Source organism: Streptomyces beigongshangae (assembly GCF_019710745.1).
Classification (GTDB): Bacteria; Actinomycetota; Actinomycetes; order Streptomycetales; family Streptomycetaceae; genus Streptomyces; species Streptomyces beigongshangae.
Genome location: NZ_JAHKJW010000002.1, coordinates 214,479 through 229,714, shown reverse-complemented (window position 1 = coordinate 229,714; position 15,236 = coordinate 214,479). Strand labels below are relative to the sequence as shown.

Annotated in this window: 16 protein-coding genes; 4 read left to right on the top strand and 12 right to left on the bottom strand. The window is 69.6% G+C overall.

What is annotated here, in order from left to right; translation table 11 throughout:
- Nucleotides 1-24: 24 nt before the first annotated feature.
- Nucleotides 25-873: a 3-hydroxyacyl-CoA dehydrogenase family protein gene (locus tag KM933_RS02375; RefSeq protein WP_221348062.1), complete on the bottom strand. Its 849-nt coding sequence runs from the start codon at nt 871-873 to the stop codon at nt 25-27.
- Between the two features lie 439 nt (nt 874-1,312).
- Here KM933_RS02375 and KM933_RS02370 point away from each other — a divergent pair, with 439 nt between their 5' ends.
- On the top strand, nt 1,313-1,885 hold the full coding sequence (locus tag KM933_RS02370) for a cob(I)yrinic acid a,c-diamide adenosyltransferase (protein ID WP_221348061.1): 573 nt from the start codon (nt 1,313-1,315) through the stop codon (nt 1,883-1,885).
- Nucleotides 1,886-1,917: 32 nt separating this feature from the next.
- On the opposite strand, the gene KM933_RS02365 is transcribed toward KM933_RS02370, so the two are convergent.
- Nucleotides 1,918-2,472, bottom strand: coding sequence for a hypothetical protein (locus tag KM933_RS02365; protein WP_221348122.1), 555 nt, complete (start codon nt 2,470-2,472; stop codon nt 1,918-1,920).
- Between the two features lie 160 nt (nt 2,473-2,632).
- Here KM933_RS02365 and KM933_RS02360 point away from each other — a divergent pair, with 160 nt between their 5' ends.
- The 3 genes from KM933_RS02360 to KM933_RS02350 all read left to right on the top strand — a co-directional run bounded on the left by KM933_RS02360 (nt 2,633) and on the right by KM933_RS02350 (nt 6,511).
- Nucleotides 2,633-3,931 (top strand): sensor histidine kinase, encoded by a 1,299-nt coding sequence (locus tag KM933_RS02360; RefSeq protein WP_221348060.1) that lies wholly within the window; start codon nt 2,633-2,635, stop codon nt 3,929-3,931.
- Complete coding sequence (locus tag KM933_RS02355; protein WP_221348059.1) at nt 3,928-4,569, top strand: response regulator; 642 nt, start codon at nt 3,928-3,930, stop codon at nt 4,567-4,569. The genes KM933_RS02360 and KM933_RS02355 overlap by 4 nt, the downstream gene beginning before the upstream one ends.
- 106 nt (nt 4,570-4,675) lie before the next feature.
- On the top strand, nt 4,676-6,511 hold the full coding sequence (locus KM933_RS02350) for a glycoside hydrolase family 18 chitinase (RefSeq protein ID WP_221348058.1): 1,836 nt from the start codon (nt 4,676-4,678) through the stop codon (nt 6,509-6,511).
- An 85-nt stretch (nt 6,512-6,596) separates the two neighbouring features.
- Here KM933_RS02350 and KM933_RS02345 read toward each other — a convergent pair whose 3' ends face one another.
- The 10 genes from KM933_RS02345 to KM933_RS02300 all read right to left on the bottom strand — a co-directional run bounded on the left by KM933_RS02345 (nt 6,597) and on the right by KM933_RS02300 (nt 15,087).
- Complete coding sequence (locus KM933_RS02345; RefSeq protein ID WP_221348057.1) at nt 6,597-7,043, bottom strand: DUF2550 domain-containing protein; 447 nt, start codon at nt 7,041-7,043, stop codon at nt 6,597-6,599.
- Nucleotides 7,044-7,172: 129 nt separating this feature from the next.
- Nucleotides 7,173-7,547, bottom strand: a complete 375-nt coding sequence (locus KM933_RS02340) for a F0F1 ATP synthase subunit epsilon (RefSeq protein ID WP_217456820.1) — start codon at nt 7,545-7,547, stop codon at nt 7,173-7,175.
- Nucleotides 7,548-7,744: 197 nt separating this feature from the next.
- A complete protein-coding gene (gene atpD / locus KM933_RS02335; protein ID WP_221348056.1) occupies nt 7,745-9,181 on the bottom strand; it encodes a F0F1 ATP synthase subunit beta in 1,437 nt (478 codons plus the stop codon).
- Nucleotides 9,181-10,098 (bottom strand): F0F1 ATP synthase subunit gamma, encoded by a 918-nt coding sequence (locus tag KM933_RS02330; protein WP_221348055.1) that lies wholly within the window; start codon nt 10,096-10,098, stop codon nt 9,181-9,183. Before KM933_RS02330 ends, atpD begins: the two co-directional genes overlap by 1 nt.
- A gap of 20 nt (nt 10,099-10,118) precedes the next feature.
- Entirely contained in the window at nt 10,119-11,711 is a 1,593-nt protein-coding gene (atpA, locus tag KM933_RS02325; protein ID WP_221348054.1) for a F0F1 ATP synthase subunit alpha, read from the bottom strand.
- Nucleotides 11,712-11,881: 170 nt separating this feature from the next.
- Entirely contained in the window at nt 11,882-12,697 is an 816-nt protein-coding gene (locus KM933_RS02320; RefSeq protein WP_221348053.1) for a F0F1 ATP synthase subunit delta, read from the bottom strand.
- Entirely contained in the window at nt 12,694-13,248 is a 555-nt protein-coding gene (locus KM933_RS02315; protein WP_221348052.1) for a F0F1 ATP synthase subunit B, read from the bottom strand. Before KM933_RS02315 ends, KM933_RS02320 begins: the two co-directional genes overlap by 4 nt.
- 42 nt (nt 13,249-13,290) lie before the next feature.
- Entirely contained in the window at nt 13,291-13,527 is a 237-nt protein-coding gene (locus KM933_RS02310) for an ATP synthase subunit c family protein (protein ID WP_019060721.1), read from the bottom strand.
- Between the two features lie 75 nt (nt 13,528-13,602).
- Nucleotides 13,603-14,424 carry a F0F1 ATP synthase subunit A gene (atpB, locus tag KM933_RS02305; protein WP_221348051.1) on the bottom strand — a complete coding sequence of 274 codons (822 nt, stop codon included), beginning with the start codon at nt 14,422-14,424 and terminating at the stop codon, nt 13,603-13,605.
- A gap of 225 nt (nt 14,425-14,649) precedes the next feature.
- Nucleotides 14,650-15,087 (bottom strand): Cg1360 family ATP-synthase-associated protein, encoded by a 438-nt coding sequence (locus tag KM933_RS02300; RefSeq protein WP_221348050.1) that lies wholly within the window; start codon nt 15,085-15,087, stop codon nt 14,650-14,652.
- Between the last annotated feature and the right edge of the window lie 149 nt (nt 15,088-15,236).

Genomic DNA, 15,236 nt, shown 5'->3' with positions numbered 1-15,236 from the left:
ATCCTCACGGGACCGGTACGCGGATCAGTACGTGTAGAAGCCCTGCCCGCTCTTGCGTCCGATGTCACCGGCGTCAACCATCCGGCGCATCAGTTCCGGCGCGGCGAACTTCTCGTCCTGGGTCTCGGTGTAGATGTTGCCGGCCGCGTGCAGCAGGATGTCGACACCCGTGAGGTCGGCGGTGGCCAGGGGTCCCATGGCGTGCCCGAAGCCCAGTCTGCAGGCGAGGTCGATGTCCTCGGCGGTGGCCACGCCCGACTCGTACAGCTTGGCCGCCTCGACGACGAGCGCCGAGAGGAGCCGGGTGGTCACGAAGCCCGCCACGTCCCGGTTGACGACGATGCAGGTCTTGCCGACCGACTCGGCGAACTCACGCGCGGTCGCGAGCGCGCTGTCGCTCGTCCTGTGGCCGCGGACGAGTTCGCAGAGCTGCATCATCGGGACCGGCGAGAAGAAGTGGACGCCCACGACCCGCTCCGGCCGCGCGGTGGCTGCCGCGATCTTGGTGATCGGGATGGCGGAGGTGTTGGAGGCCAGGACGGTCTCGTCCTTCACCAGCCGGTCGAGCGCGCGGAAGATCTCGTGCTTGACCTCCAGCTTCTCGAACACCGCCTCGACGACGACGTCGGCGTCGGCGACCGCGTCCAGGTCGGTGGTCGCGGTGATGCGGCCCAGCGCCTGCTGCGCCGCGTCCGCGTCCAGCCTCCCCTTGCCCACGAACCGGTCGTACGAAGCCTTGATGCCGTCGGTGCCACGGGTCAGCGCCTCGTCGGTGACATCCCTCAGGACGACGTCCCAGCCCGCCTGTGCGGCGACCTGGGCAATACCGGAACCCATGAGCCCGGCTCCGATGACGGCGAGTTTCCCTGCCACTGTCCGACTCCCTGCTGCTTCTTCCGGGGGCCGCGTCCCGGTGCGGCCACCGCCGCGCGACCCCGGACCCCGGCCGGCGAACGGGCCGGCCGGAAGGACTGGTGTTGACATCGCGGGACAGCCCCGCACCGCGTGTCCCGTGGCCGGCCGGGTTGTCCCTCCGGCGGACCCTAGCGCCCGTGGGGTGCCGTGTGACCGGTAAGTAACGCGCGTCACGTCTCATCTGACGGACATCACACCGGGCGGCTCAGCCGGCCGCCCGTACGGCGTAGTTGAGGCCCTTCCCGCCCAAAGGGTCCTCCATGCGGTCGAGGAGGGCCGGCGTGCGCCACCGCCCCGACGGGGTACGGCGGCCCGGTCGCCGCCGGCTCCGCGGTGCTCGCCGTGACGGTGGGCACACGGGTGTTCCGGAGGGCCGGGGCGTAACTACGCTGGCGCCATGGTCAATCTGACGCGCATCTACACCAGGACCGGCGACCGGGGCACGACGGCCCTCGGCGACATGAGCCGCACCGCCAAGACCGACCCGCGGATCTCGGCGTACGCCGACGCCAACGAGGCGAACGCGGCCATCGGCACGGCGATCGCCCTCGGCGGCCTGGACGAGGAGATCGTCGGGGTCCTCTCCCGCGTCCAGAACGACCTGTTCGACGTGGGGGCGGACCTGTCCACGCCGGTCGCCGAGAATCCGGAGTTCCCGCCCCTGCGCGTCGAGCAGTTCTACATCGACAGGCTGGAGGCGGACTGCGACCGCTTCAACGAACGGCTGGAGAAGCTCCGCTCCTTCATCCTCCCCGGCGGTACCCCCGGCGCGGCCCTCCTGCACCAGGCGTGCACGGTGGTCCGCCGGGCGGAACGCTCGACGTGGGCCGCCATGGAGTCCCACGCCGAGGTGATGAACCCCCTGACGGCGACCTACCTCAACCGTCTCTCCGACCTGCTCTTCATCCTGGCCAGAACGGCGAACAAGGAGGTGGGGGACGTCCTGTGGGTCCCGGGCGGCGAACGCTAGCCCGGCACCCGGCATCCGGCACCCGACCGAGGTCACCGCTTCGTCAGGTCCGGCGCCGGCGCCCTCTTGGGCCACACCAGGTACGTCAGCGCCACGATCCCGTGGATCCCGGCCGCCCGCCACGCCACGTACCGCCAGTTCTCCAGCGACCCGACGCGCTCCGGATCGCCGACGTACCAGATCGCGATCTGGAGCAGCGCGGTCGCGACGGCCGCCGCCACGACCGTGCCGAGCCACACCCGCCCCTCGTGCCGCGCCCGCGCCATCCCGTACCGGGGCGGGCCCACGGGCCGGGGAGCGCCCCCGAACCGGTGCGCGGCGTGGCCGTCCAGCCACTTCACGGTCCGGTGGCCGTGCCCGACGGTGTACCCGATGTACAGCGCGGCCAGCCCGTGCGTCCAGTTCGGCTCGGCGCCCGCCTTCAGGTCCAGCGCGGTGGCCACCAGCAGCACGACCTCCAGGAGCGGCTCGCACAGCAGCAGGGCCAGCCCCGTGCGCGGCATGCGCAGCAGGTAGCGGCAGGACAGCCCGGCCGCCAGCAGCACCCAGAACCCGACCTCGCAGACGGCGATCAGTACGACGATCATGACGGACTCCTCCCGGTCACCGTCCAGGCTCCCGCGGGCGCCGCCGGAGATCGTCGTCGTCGATGACGAACCGCCGCTGCATCCTTCGATGTACTCGCGGACCTCGCGAACCGTCCCCCGGGACCGGGCGGCGGGGGGACGCCGCGTGTTGGATGGGGTCATGTCCGCACGAAGCCCCCGACCGCACCGCGACGACGTGCGCATCGCCCTCGCGGGACTGCTCGGCGGACTCCTCCTGTGGGGCGCCGGCCTCGGCACCCGCCCGGCCACCGACGATCTCGTGCTCTGGGCGGGCCGCTGGCCGGTCCTGCTGCCGCTCGCGGTCACGGCGGGCTGCGAGCTGCTGCGGCGGACCCGTCCGCGCACCGGCCTGCTGACCGGCGTCGCCGCACTGACCCTCGACACGGTCACGCAGGGCAGCCTCGTGACGGTCCTGATGTTCACGGACCTCGTGTACGCGGCCGTGCTGTACGGTCCGCCCGCCACCGCCCGCCGCGTCCTGTGGAACAGCGGCCTGCTCACGGTGGTCGGCACCGTGGTGCCCTTCGCGGTCTGGCGGGTGCCGGAGGCACTGCTGATCGGCGTGGTCGTCGGGGTCGTGGCGTTCACCCCCGGCGCCACCGGCTGGGTCGTGCGCAACCACCGCGACGCCGCCGAGGCCGCCCGGCTGCGGGCCGGGCAGACGGCCCTGCTCGCCGAGATCGACCGCGTCCAGGCCGTGACCGCCGAACGCGCCCGGATGGCCAGGGAGCTGCACGACCTGGTGGCCAACCACCTGTCGGCGATCGCCATCCACTCCACGGCCGCGCTCTCCCTGGACGACCCGGACACCTCCAGGCAGGCCCTCGGCGTCATCCGCGAGAACAGCGTCGAGGGGCTCGCCGAGATGCGCCGCCTCATCGGCATCCTGCGCGACAGCAGCGGGGACACCGAGCCGGCCGCCGCGCCCACCCTGGACGGGCTCGGCTCCCTGGTGGAGCACGCCCGCGCCAACGGCCTCGACGTCGACGTCGATCTCGACCCCGACCTGGACTGCGCGCACACGGCGCTCCCCGCCCCGGTCGAGCTGGCCGCCTACCGCATCGTGCAGGAGTCGCTGACCAACGCTCTCAAGCACGCCGCCCCCGGCCGGGTCACCGTCCGCCTCCACCGGCGCGACCACGCCCTGGACGTGTGCGTGACCAGTCCGTTCGGCGGCGTCCGGGACGACGGCCCGCGCGCCCCCGGCTCGGGCGCGGGCCTGATCGGGATGCGCGAGCGGGTGGCCCTGCTCCAGGGCACGTTCGAGGCAGGTCCCGCACTCGGCGGGGCGGGCCCCGCGCCCGGACCCGCGAACGGCCCTGCGCCCGGACCCGCGGACGGGGCCGGGGCCGGGGGCGGCGCCGGGGACCCGGCGGCCGTCGTCAGGACCTGGGCCGTCCGGGCCACCCTCCCGATCACCGAAGGAGAAACCGCATGATCCGTGTGCTCGTCGCCGAGGACCAATCCGCCGTACGCGCCGGCCTGGTGCTCATCCTGCGCAGCGCCCCCGACGTCGAGGTGGTCGGCGAGGCCGCGGACGGCGAGCAGGCGGTGGCCCTGGCCAGGGAACTGCGGCCCGACCTCGTCCTGATGGACGTCCAGATGCCCCGGCTGGACGGCGTCTCCGCCACCCGCCAGGTCGTCGCCGAAGGACTCGCCGACGTCCTCGTGCTCACCACCTTCGACCTCGACGCGTACGTGTTCGGCGCGCTGCGCGCGGGCGCCGCCGGCTTCCTGCTGAAGAACACCGAGGCGCGGCAGCTCCTCGACGCGGTCCGCACCGTGGCCGGCGGCGAGGGGCTGATCTCGCCCGCGGTCACCCGCCGGCTGATCGCCGAGTTCGCCGCGCGGCCGGTACGCGGGCCGGGGACCGACCCGGCCGTCCTGGACGCGCTGACCCGGCGCGAACGGGAGGTCCTGTCCTGCCTCGGCGAGGGTCTGTCCAACGCGGAGATCGGAACGCGGCTCGACATGGCGGAGGCCACCGTGAAGACGCACGTCAGCCGACTGCTGGGCAAACTGGGGCTGCGCAGCCGGGTGCAGGCGGCCGTGCTGGCCCAGGAGTTGGGCGTGTAACAAGTAGCCGCACCGCACCTTCTCAGTGGTCTGGACCTCTTGACCTATGGTCCAGACCTTTCTATTGTCCTGCGCACCTCATCAAACTCCCCCCAAGGAGACGCGGATGCGCCTCAGACGCAGACTCGGACTCAGGGCGGTAGCGGGATTCACCACCCTGCTGCTGCCGTTCGCCGCACTGGTCGGGCTCGCGAGCCCCGCCTCCGCCGCCACGACGGCGACCGCCACCTACGCCAAGACCCAGGACTGGGGCAACGGCTTCGAGGGCAAGTGGACCGTCAAGAACACCGGCACCACGGCCATCAACTCCTGGACCGTCGAGTGGGACTTCCCCTCGGGCACCTCGGTCACCTCCTCCTGGGACGCCGACGTCACCAGCTCCGGCACCCACTGGACCGCCAAGAACAAGTCCTGGAACGGCACCCTCGCACCGGGCGCCTCCCTCTCCTTCGGCTTCAACGGCTCGGGCACCGGCTCCCCCACCAACTGCAAGCTCAACGGCGGCAGTTGTGACGGCGGCCCCACCGTCCCGGGCGACAACCCGCCCTCGGCGCCGGGCAAGCCGACCGCCTCCGACATCACGAACACCTCGGTGAAGCTCTCCTGGAGCGCGGCCACCGACGACAAGGGCGTCAAGAACTACGACGTCCTGCGCGACGGCGCCAAGGTCGCCACGGTGACCGGGACCTCGTACACGAACACCGGCCTGACCGCCGGCACCGACTACTCGTACACGGTCCAGGCCCGGGACACCGCCGACCAGACCGGACCGGTCAGCGGCTCGACCGCGGTGCGCACCACCGGCGGCACCACCGAGCCGCCCACCGGCGACAAGGTCAAGCTCGGCTACTTCACCGAGTGGGGCGTCTACGGCCGCAACTACCACGTCAAGAACCTGGTCACCTCCGGCTCCGCGTCGAAGATCACCCACATCAACTACTCGTTCGGCAACGTCAAGAACGGTCAGTGCACCGTCGACGACACCTTCGCCGCGTACGAGAAGGCCTACACCGCCGACCAGTCCGTCAGCGGCACCGCCGACACCTGGGACCAGCCGCTGCGCGGCAACTTCAACCAGCTGCGCCAGCTGAAGGCGAAGTACCCGCACATCAAGGTGCTGTACTCCTTCGGCGGCTGGACCTACTCCGGCGGCTTCGGCCAGGCCGCGCAGAACGCGGCCGCGTTCGCCAAGTCCTGCAAGGCCGTCGTGGAGGACCCGCGCTGGGCCGATGTCTTCGACGGCATCGACATCGACTGGGAGTACCCGAACGCCTGCGGCCTGACCTGCGACACCTCGGGCTTCGCCGCCTTCAAGACCCTCAGCCAGGCGCTGCGCACCGAGTTCGGCAGCAACTACCTGGTCACCGCGGCCATCACCGCCGACGGCTCCTCCGGCGGCAAGATCGACGCGGCCGACTACGGCGGCGCCGCGCAGTACCTCGACTGGTACAACGTGATGACGTACGACTACTTCGGCGCCTTCGACGCGGACGGCCCGACCGCCCCGCACTCGCCGCTGACCTCGTACAGCGGCATCCCGGCCGCCGGCTTCAACTCGGCCGACGCGATAGCCAAGCTCAAGAGCAAGGGCGTACCCGCGAAGAAGCTGCTGCTCGGCATCGGCTTCTACGGCCGCGGCTGGACCGGCGTGACCCAGTCCGCCCCGGGCGGCTCGGCGACCGGCGCGGCACCCGGCACGTACGAGGCGGGCATCGAGGACTACAAGATCCTCAAGAACTCCTGCCCCGTCACCGGCACGATCGCCGGCACGGCCTACGCCCACTGCGGCAGCAACTGGTGGAGCTACGACACCCCGGCCACCATCAACTCCAAGATGGCCTGGGCCAAGAACCAGGGCCTGGGCGGGGCCTTCTTCTGGGAGTTCAGCGGTGACACCGGCAACGGCGAGCTGGTGACCGCGATCGACAGCGGTCTGAAGTAGCGGTCCGCGCGGGCGCCCGGTGACCCCGGGCCCCGCGCCCCGTCCCCCGGACGGCACGACGCCCGGACGGTGGGTGGATGCGGCGCTAGGCCACATTCACCCGCTGTCCGGGCGGCGCCGCTTCCAGCCAGGCGAGGAACCCGGTGAGCGCGTCCTCGCTCATGGCGAGTTCCAGGCGCGTACCGCGATGGACACAGGCGAGGACGATCGAGTCGGAGAGCAGCGCCAGCTCCTCCTCCCCCTCGGGAGTGCGCCGGCCCGCCACCTCGATCGCCGAGCGTTCGAGGACGCGGCGCGGCCGCAGGGCGTACGAGAAGACGCGGAACCACTCGATCCGGTCGCCGCTGTAGCGGGCGATGCCGTACCCCCAGCCCTTGCCGCCGGTGTCGCCCTTCTCCGGGACGTTCCAGCGCAGGCTGCAGTCGAAGGTGCCACCCGAACGCTGGATCACTCTGCGGCGCAGACCGAAGACGAGGAGTCCGAGGGCCACCAGCGCTACTACCGACCCGACCACAGTCAGAGCGAGGACCATCGACACCGACCTCCTCGTCTCCTAGGTAACGGAAAGGAAAAAAGCACCCGCATCGCCTCAGCCGCGACCCGGTCCGGAAAAAGCTCCGGTCCTGGCCGCGGCTGAGTCACTTCCTCCGACGCGCTGGTTTCAGTGCGCCGACACCGCCCGCAGTCGGACGTCCGCGCGCCGCTCGGCGGACGCGTCGGCGTCCGACTTCGCGCGCTCGAGCGCCCGCTCCGCACGCTGGACATCGATCTCGTCCGACAGCTCGGCGATCTCGGCCAGCAGGGACAGCTTGTTGTCCGCGAACGAGATGAAACCGCCGTGCACCGCGGCGACGACCGTTCCACCATCACTCGTACGGATGGTCACCGGGCCCGACTCCAGCACACCGAGCAGCGGCTGGTGACCGGGCATGACGCCGATGTCGCCGGACGTGGTGCGCGCGACGACCAGGGTGGCCTCGCCGGACCAGACACTGCGGTCCGCGGCGACGAGCTCGACGTGCAGCTCAGCAGCCAAGGTGGGCTCCTCGGGTCACCACCCGGCCGTTGCCGCCGGGTGTTGGGTCTAAGTCTAATGGGGCGCCGCGCACCGGAAGGCGCCGGGCCCCGCCCCGCCTCCCGGCGGGGGTCCGGGGACCGTCCCCCGGGGGTGCTGCACTGGCGCGGTCGAGGGGGCGGGACGCACCCGCCCCCTCGGCCGCCGAACACTCCGGTTCAGGAGACGCCGAGCTCCTTGGCCTTCGCCTTGAGGTCCTCGATGCCACCGCACATGAAGAACGCCTGCTCCGGGAAGTGGTCGTACTCGCCGTCGATGATCGCGTTGAAGGCCGCGATCGACTCCTCCAGCGGGACGTCCGACCCGTCGACGCCGGTGAACTGCTTGGCGGCGTGGGTGTTCTGGGACAGGAAGCGCTCCACGCGACGGGCGCGGTGGACGACGAGCTTGTCCTCCTCGCCCAGTTCGTCGATACCGAGGATCGCGATGATGTCCTGGAGGTCCTTGTACTTCTGCAGGACCGTCTTGACGCGCATGGCGGCGTCGTAGTGGTCCTGCGCGATGTAGCGCGGGTCCAGGATGCGGGACGTGGAGTCCAGCGGGTCCACGGCCGGGTAGATGCCCTTCTCGGAGATCGGACGGGAGAGCACCGTCGTCGCGTCGAGGTGGGCGAAGGTGGTGGCCGGGGCCGGGTCGGTCAGGTCGTCCGCGGGGACGTAGATCGCCTGCATCGACGTGATCGAGTGACCACGCGTCGAGGTGATGCGCTCCTGCAGCTGACCCATCTCGTCGGCCAGGTTCGGCTGGTAGCCCACCGCGGACGGCATACGGCCGAGCAGGGTGGAGACCTCGGAACCGGCCTGGGTGAAGCGGAAGATGTTGTCGATGAAGAACAGCACGTCCTGCTTCTGCACATCGCGGAAGTACTCCGCCATGGTCAGACCGGCCAGCGCCACCCGCAGACGGGTGCCCGGGGGCTCGTCCATCTGGCCGAAGACGAGAGCGGTCTTGTCGAGGACGCCGCTCTCCTCCATCTCCGCGATGAGGTCGTTGCCCTCACGGGTGCGCTCACCGACGCCCGCGAAGACGGAGACGCCCTCGTGGAGGTTGGCGACACGCATGATCATTTCCTGGATCAGCACGGTCTTGCCGACACCGGCACCACCGAACAGACCGATCTTGCCGCCCTTGACGTACGGGGTGAGGAGGTCGACGACCTTCAGGCCCGTCTCGAACATCTCGGTCTTCGACTCGAGCTGGTCGAACGAGGGGGCCTTGCGGTGGATGGACCAGCGCTCGCCGTCGTAGGTGTCGTCGGAGTTCAGCACCTCACCGAGGGTGTTGAACACCTTGCCCTTGGTGAAGTCGCCGACCGGGACGCTGATGCCCTTGCCGGTGTCGGTCACCACGGCCTGGCGGACCAGGCCGTCGGTGGGCTGCATGGAGATGGTGCGGACCAGGCCGTCACCCAGGTGCTGGGCGACCTCCAGGGTCAGCGTCTTCCTCTCGCCGGCGTTGGCCGGGTCGGCCACCTCGACGTGAAGGGCGTTGTAGATCTCCGGCATGGCGTCGACGGGGAATTCCACGTCGACGACCGGGCCGATGACCCGGGCGACGCGGCCCGTGGCAACGGCCGTCTCAACTGTCGTCGTCATTACCTGTCACTCCCCGCGGTCGCGTCGGCCAGGGCTGCGGAGCCACCGACGATCTCGCTGATTTCCTGGGTGATTTCGGCCTGGCGGGCCGCGTTCGCAAGTCGGGAGAGTGAAGTGATCAGGTCTCCCGCGTTGTCGGTCGCCGACTTCATCGCGCGGCGGGTGGCGGCGTGCTTGGAGGCAGCCGACTGGAGCAGCGCGTTGTAGATACGGCTCTCGACGTACCGCGGCAGGAGGGCGTCCAGGACGTCCTCCGCCGACGGCTCGAAGTCGTACAGCGGAAGGATCTCGTCCTTGGCGGACTGCTCCTCCGCTACCTCTTCGAGGCTGAGCGGCAGCAGGCGGCTGTCCACGGCCGTCTGCGTCATCATCGAGACGAACTCGGTGTAGACGATGTGGAGCTCGTCCACGCCGCCGTCCGCCGTCTCCTTCTCGATGGCCTCGATCAGCGGGACCGCGATCTTCTTCGCGTCCCCGTAGGAGGGCTCGTCGGTGAAGCCCGACCACGATTCCGAGACCTTGCGCTCCCGGAAGTTGTAGTGGGCCAGGCCGCGGCGGCCGACGATGTACGTGTCGACCTCCTTGCCCTCCGCCTCCAGGCGGGCGGTCAGCTTCTCCGCCGCCTTGATGGCGTTGGAGTTGAAGGCGCCGGCCAGTCCGCGGTCGCTCGTGAGGAGCAGCACCGCGGAACGGGTCGCCGTCTCAGCCTCCGTGGTGAGCGGGTGCTGGGTGTTCGAACCGGTCCCGACCGCCGTGACCGCGCGGGTGAGCTCGGTCGCGTACGGCGTGGAGGCCGCCACCTTGCGCTGCGCCTTGACGACGCGCGAGGCGGCGATCATCTCCATCGCCTTGGTGATCTTCTTGGTCGCGGTGACGGATTTGATGCGACGCTTGTAGACCCGGAGCTGGGCTCCCATGAGTCAGGTCCCTTCCGTCGTCACTTGCCCGCAGCGGCAGGGGTGTCCTCGCCGAGCAGCTTGCCGTCCGACGTCTCGAACTGCTTCTTGAAGTCCGCGATCGCGTCGGCGATGGCCTGCAGGGTGTCGTCCGACATCTTGCCGCCCTCCTTGATGGAGGTCATGAGGCCCTGCTCCTTGCGGTGCAGGTACTCCAGGAGCTCCTTCTCGAAGCGGCGGATGTCGGCGACCGGGACGTCGTCCATCTTGCCGGTGGTGCCGGCCCAGACGGAGACGACCTGGTCCTCGGTGGCCATCGGCTGGTACTGGGCCTGCTTGAGCAGCTCGACCATCCGCTGGCCGCGCTCCAGCTGCGCCTTCGACGCGGCGTCCAGGTCGGAACCGAAGGCGGCGAACGCCTCCAGCTCACGGAACTGGGCGAGGTCGACGCGGAGCCGGCCGGAGACCTGCTTCATCGCCTTGTGCTGCGCGGAACCACCGACCCGGGAGACGGAGATACCGACGTTCAGCGCGGGGCGCTGACCGGCGTTGAACAGGTCCGACTCCAGGAAGCACTGGCCGTCGGTGATGGAGATGACGTTGGTCGGGATGAACGCCGAGACGTCGTTGGCCTTCGTCTCGACGATCGGCAGACCGGTCATCGAGCCCGCGCCCATCTCGTCCGAGAGCTTCGCGCAGCGCTCCAGGAGACGGGAGTGCAGGTAGAAGACGTCACCGGGGTACGCCTCGCGCCCCGGCGGACGGCGGAGCAGCAGGGACACGGCGCGGTAGGCGTCGGCCTGCTTCGAGAGGTCGTCGAAGATGATGAGGACGTGCTTGCCCTCGTACATCCACTGCTGGCCGATGGCCGAGCCGGTGTACGGCGCCAGGTACTTGAAGCCGGCCGGGTCGGACGCCGGGGCGGCGACGATGGTCGTGTACTCCAGCGCGCCGGCCTCTTCGAGGGCGCCACGCACGGAGGCGATGGTCGAGCCCTTCTGGCCGATGGCGACGTAGACGCAGCGGACCTGCTTCTTCGGGTCGCCCGTGCGCCAGTTGTCACGCTGGTTGATGATCGTGTCGACGGCCAGGGCGGTCTTGCCGGTCTGGCGGTCGCCGATGACCAGCTGGCGCTGGCCACGGCCGATCGGGGTCATCGCGTCGACGGCCTTGTAGCCGGTCTCCATCGGCTCGTGCACCGACTTGCGGGCCATGACGCCCGGAGCCTGCAGCTCCAGGGCACGGCGTCCGGACGTCTCGATCTCGCCGAGGCCGTCGATCGGGTTGCCGAGCGGGTCGACCACGCGGCCGAGGTAGCCCTCGCCCACGGCCACGGACAGGACCTCGCCGGTACGCGTGACCGGCTGTCCCTCTTCGATGCCGCTGAACTCGCCAAGGACGACCGCGCCGATCTCGCGCTCCTCCAGGTTCAGCGCGAGACCGAGGGTCCCGTTCTCGAACCGCAGCAGTTCGTTGGCCATGGCCGAGGGCAGGCCCTCGACCTTCGCGATGCCGTCGCCGGCAAGGGTGACCGTACCGACCTCCTCGCGCGAGGCCGCGTCCGGCTTGTACGACTGGACGAAGTTCTCCAGCGCATCCCGGATCTCCTCCGGCCGGATCGTGAGCTCCGCCATCTGGGTTCCCTGCTCTCCTTGTTGGGCCCGAAGTTTTCTTGGGGGGTCTGGGGCTGTTTCCCTTTGCGGCTGAGCCGCGGGCCCCCAGGAATCCTCTGCACGGCCCAACCAGGGCCGTAGTACTGCTCGGGTACTGCTCGTGTACGCGTGTTCAGGTGCTGCTGGTTCTGCTAGCTCGCCATACGGCGGCTGGCGTCCTCCAGCCGGTCCGCGATCGAACCGTTGATGACCTCGTCGCCGACCTGCACCCGGATCCCGCCGAGGACCTCGGGGTCCACGTCGAGGTTGAGGTGCATCGGGCGGCCGTAGAGCTTCGCGAGAGCGGCGCCCAGGCGCTGCTTCTGCAGTTCGCTCAGCGGGACCGCCGACGTGACGACGGCGACCATGCGGTTGCGGCGCCCGGCGGCGAGCTTGGACAGGGATTCGAGTCCCGACTCCAGGCTACGTCCCCGGGGCGCGGTCACGAGGCGTGTGACCAATCGCTCGGTCACGGTGTCCGCCCGGCCGCCGAGCAGGCTGCGCAGCAGCTCGCCCTTGGCCGCGGTCGTGGCACCGCGGTCGGTCAGCGCGGCGCGCAGCCCGGTGTTCGAGGAGACGATCCGGCCGAACCGGAACAGCTCGTCCTCGACGTCGTCGAGCGCGCCCCGCCGCTGCGCCGCCGTGAGGTCGGCGGTGTCGGCCAGCTCCTCGACGGAGTCGACCAGGTCGCGCGAGCGCGACCAGCGGGAGCGCACCAGACCGGCCACCAGATCGGCGGTGGTACCGCTGACCTGGCCGCGGAGGAGACGCCCGGCCAGTTCGGCCTTCGCCTCGCCGGCCTGCGCCGGGTCGGTGAGGACCCGACGCAACGACACCTCGCGGTCGAGCAGCGCGGTGACGGCGGCCAGCTCGTCGGCGAGCCGCGCCGCGTCCACGGACACGGAGTCCGTCAACGCGTCGAGACGCTCACGTGCGGCGGCCAAAGCCTCGCGGCTCGCTCCGTTCATCGCGTGGCCTCGGCCTTCGAAGCGCTGTCGTCGAGACCGTCGAGGAACCGGTCGATGGTCCGGCTCTGGCGGGCGTGGTCCTGGAGGGACTCGCCCACGAGCTTGCCGGCCAGTTCGGTGGCCAGCTGGCCGACGTCCTGGCGCAGCGCGGACGCGGCGGCCTTGCGGTCGGCCGCGATCTGGGCGTGACCGGCGGCGATGATCTCCTCACGCTGCCGCTGGCCTTCCGCGCGCATCTCGGCGATGAGCGTGGCGCCCTGCTCCTGCGCCTCCTGGCGCAGCCGCGCGGCCTCGTGCCGGGCCTCGGCGAGCTGAGCCTTGTACTGCTCAAGCACGCTCTGAGCCTCGGTCTGAGCGGCCTCGGCCTTCTCAATACCACCCTCGATGGCCTCGCGGCGCTGCTCCAGAACCTTGTTGATGTTCGGGAGGAGCTTCTTGGCGAGAAAACCGAAGACGATGACAAAGGCGATCAGGCCGATGACGAGCTCGGGGATCGGCGGAACCAGGGGGTTCTGCGTCTCCTCGGCCGCCAGAATGAGCAGCTGGCTCATGTCAGTGCCTTTCGTCTAGTCGGCTGGTCGTGGATCGTCAGATCACTTGCCGTAGACGAACGGCATGACCAGACCGATGAGGGCGAGCGCCTCACAGAAGGCGAAGCCGAGGATCTGGTTGGCGCGGATCAGGCCGGCGGCCTCGGGCTGACGGGCAAGGGCCTGGGTGCCGTTGCCGAAGATGATGCCGACGCCGACGCCGGGGCCGATGGCGGCGAGGCCGTAGCCGATGGAGCCGAGGGAGCCGGAGACAGCGGCGAGGGTCTCAGTGGCAGCCATGCTGATTCTTCCTTCTCTGTACGGACCGGCGGGGGTTGGCCACCGGACGTTTGGGGGTTTTGCAGGTGGGGTGGCTCAGTGGTGCTCGGCGAGCGCGCCCTGGATGTAGGTGCAGGTCAGAAGCACGAAGACATATGCCTGCAGCGCCTGGATGAAGAGCTCGAAGGCGGTCATCACGATGACCATCACGAACGACACACCGGCGTAGGCGATACCGACGCCGTTGAGCAGGTACCAGCTGGCGATCGTGAAGAGCAGCAGCAGGGTGTGACCCGCGAACATGTTCGCGAAGAGCCGCACGGCGTGGGTGAACGGCCGGACCAGCAGGTTCGAGAAGAACTCGATGAGCATGGCCAGCGGCAGCACCGGGCCGAGCGACTTGTCGTAGCCCGTGATGTTCTTGAAGGCACCGACGAAACCGTGCCGCTTGAACGTCAGCGAGACCCACAGGACGTAGACGATCAGGGCGAGCACGAGCGGGTACGCGATGATCGACGTCACCGGGAACTGGGCGACCGGGACGATCGACCAGAGGTTCATCATCCAGATGAAGAAGAAGAGGGAGACGACGAGCGGGACGTACTTCTCGCCCTCCTTCTTGCCGATGGTCTCGTAGACGACACCGCGACGGATGAAGTCGTAGCCCGCCTCGGCCACCATCTGCAGCTTCCCGGGCACGACCTGCGGCTTACGGAAAGCGGCCCAGAAGAAACCGATGATGATGACGGAGCCGAGCAGCGCCAGCAGCATCGTCTTGTTGAAGTAGACGGCGTCGTCCTGATGGCCCCAGATGGGCTCGAACAGGAACGAGTGCAGGCCGGGAGCCGGGAATCCACAGCCGTCGAAGATGTGGCAGTCGGTCTCGAAGGCGAGCACCTGCGTCGGGTCAGCACTCACCGCGGGCTCCTTCAGCGTGGCGCATGGGTACGGCAACCTCGTTGTGTCGGCGCGGCGGACAGCCGCGGTTCGGCACTGGACTGGTGTTACGGATGTGGGGGCGGCAGGAGGGCATCGAGCCTCGCGCTAGAGCAGGCGTCAGCTCACATGCCCGCGCCCGCGATGCCGCAGTTGGCACCGGACGATAGCAGGATCTCCGACGTGCCCTTATCCCGGCCCTACCCCTCACGACGAGTGCCCCGTCTTTTCGGGCTTGTCGCCCTTCGAGGAGTCGGGTTCCACGTAAAGGATCTTGGCGTTCATATGAGCACGAGCCTGGGCGCCGATCCACGCGAGCGTGGTGACGACCAGGGTGATCGCAAAGGCTTTGGGGTCGAACAGCGTCGTGTCCTTGAAGGTCGCCATGAAGATGAACAGCAGAAGAATCTGTGCCGTGTACAGCATCAGACCCATCGCCTGGAAGAGATGCGGAAGCGACTTCGCGGTGCGCTGCAGGACGTACAGCCCGATGCCCATGAAGAGGATCACGACCAGCGTCGCCACGACCGCCCCGACCGCCCCCTCGCCACCCGCGACCACGGCGCTGACGACGGCTGCGATCGCGCCGACGGCAGCCGTGGGTACAGCGGCCTGGAGAAGGATCCGGACGTCATTGGAGGGCATGGCGGCAACTCCGCTTTGCTCAAGGGGGCAGGTGTCGTCATGGACGAGCGTAGTCCCGGACAGCGAGAGAACCTCATCGCCGGTGGACCGTCGTATCGCGGTCCCTCGGCTCTGTCCCGGGTTCTCGTGAACCGTATCACAAACTATTT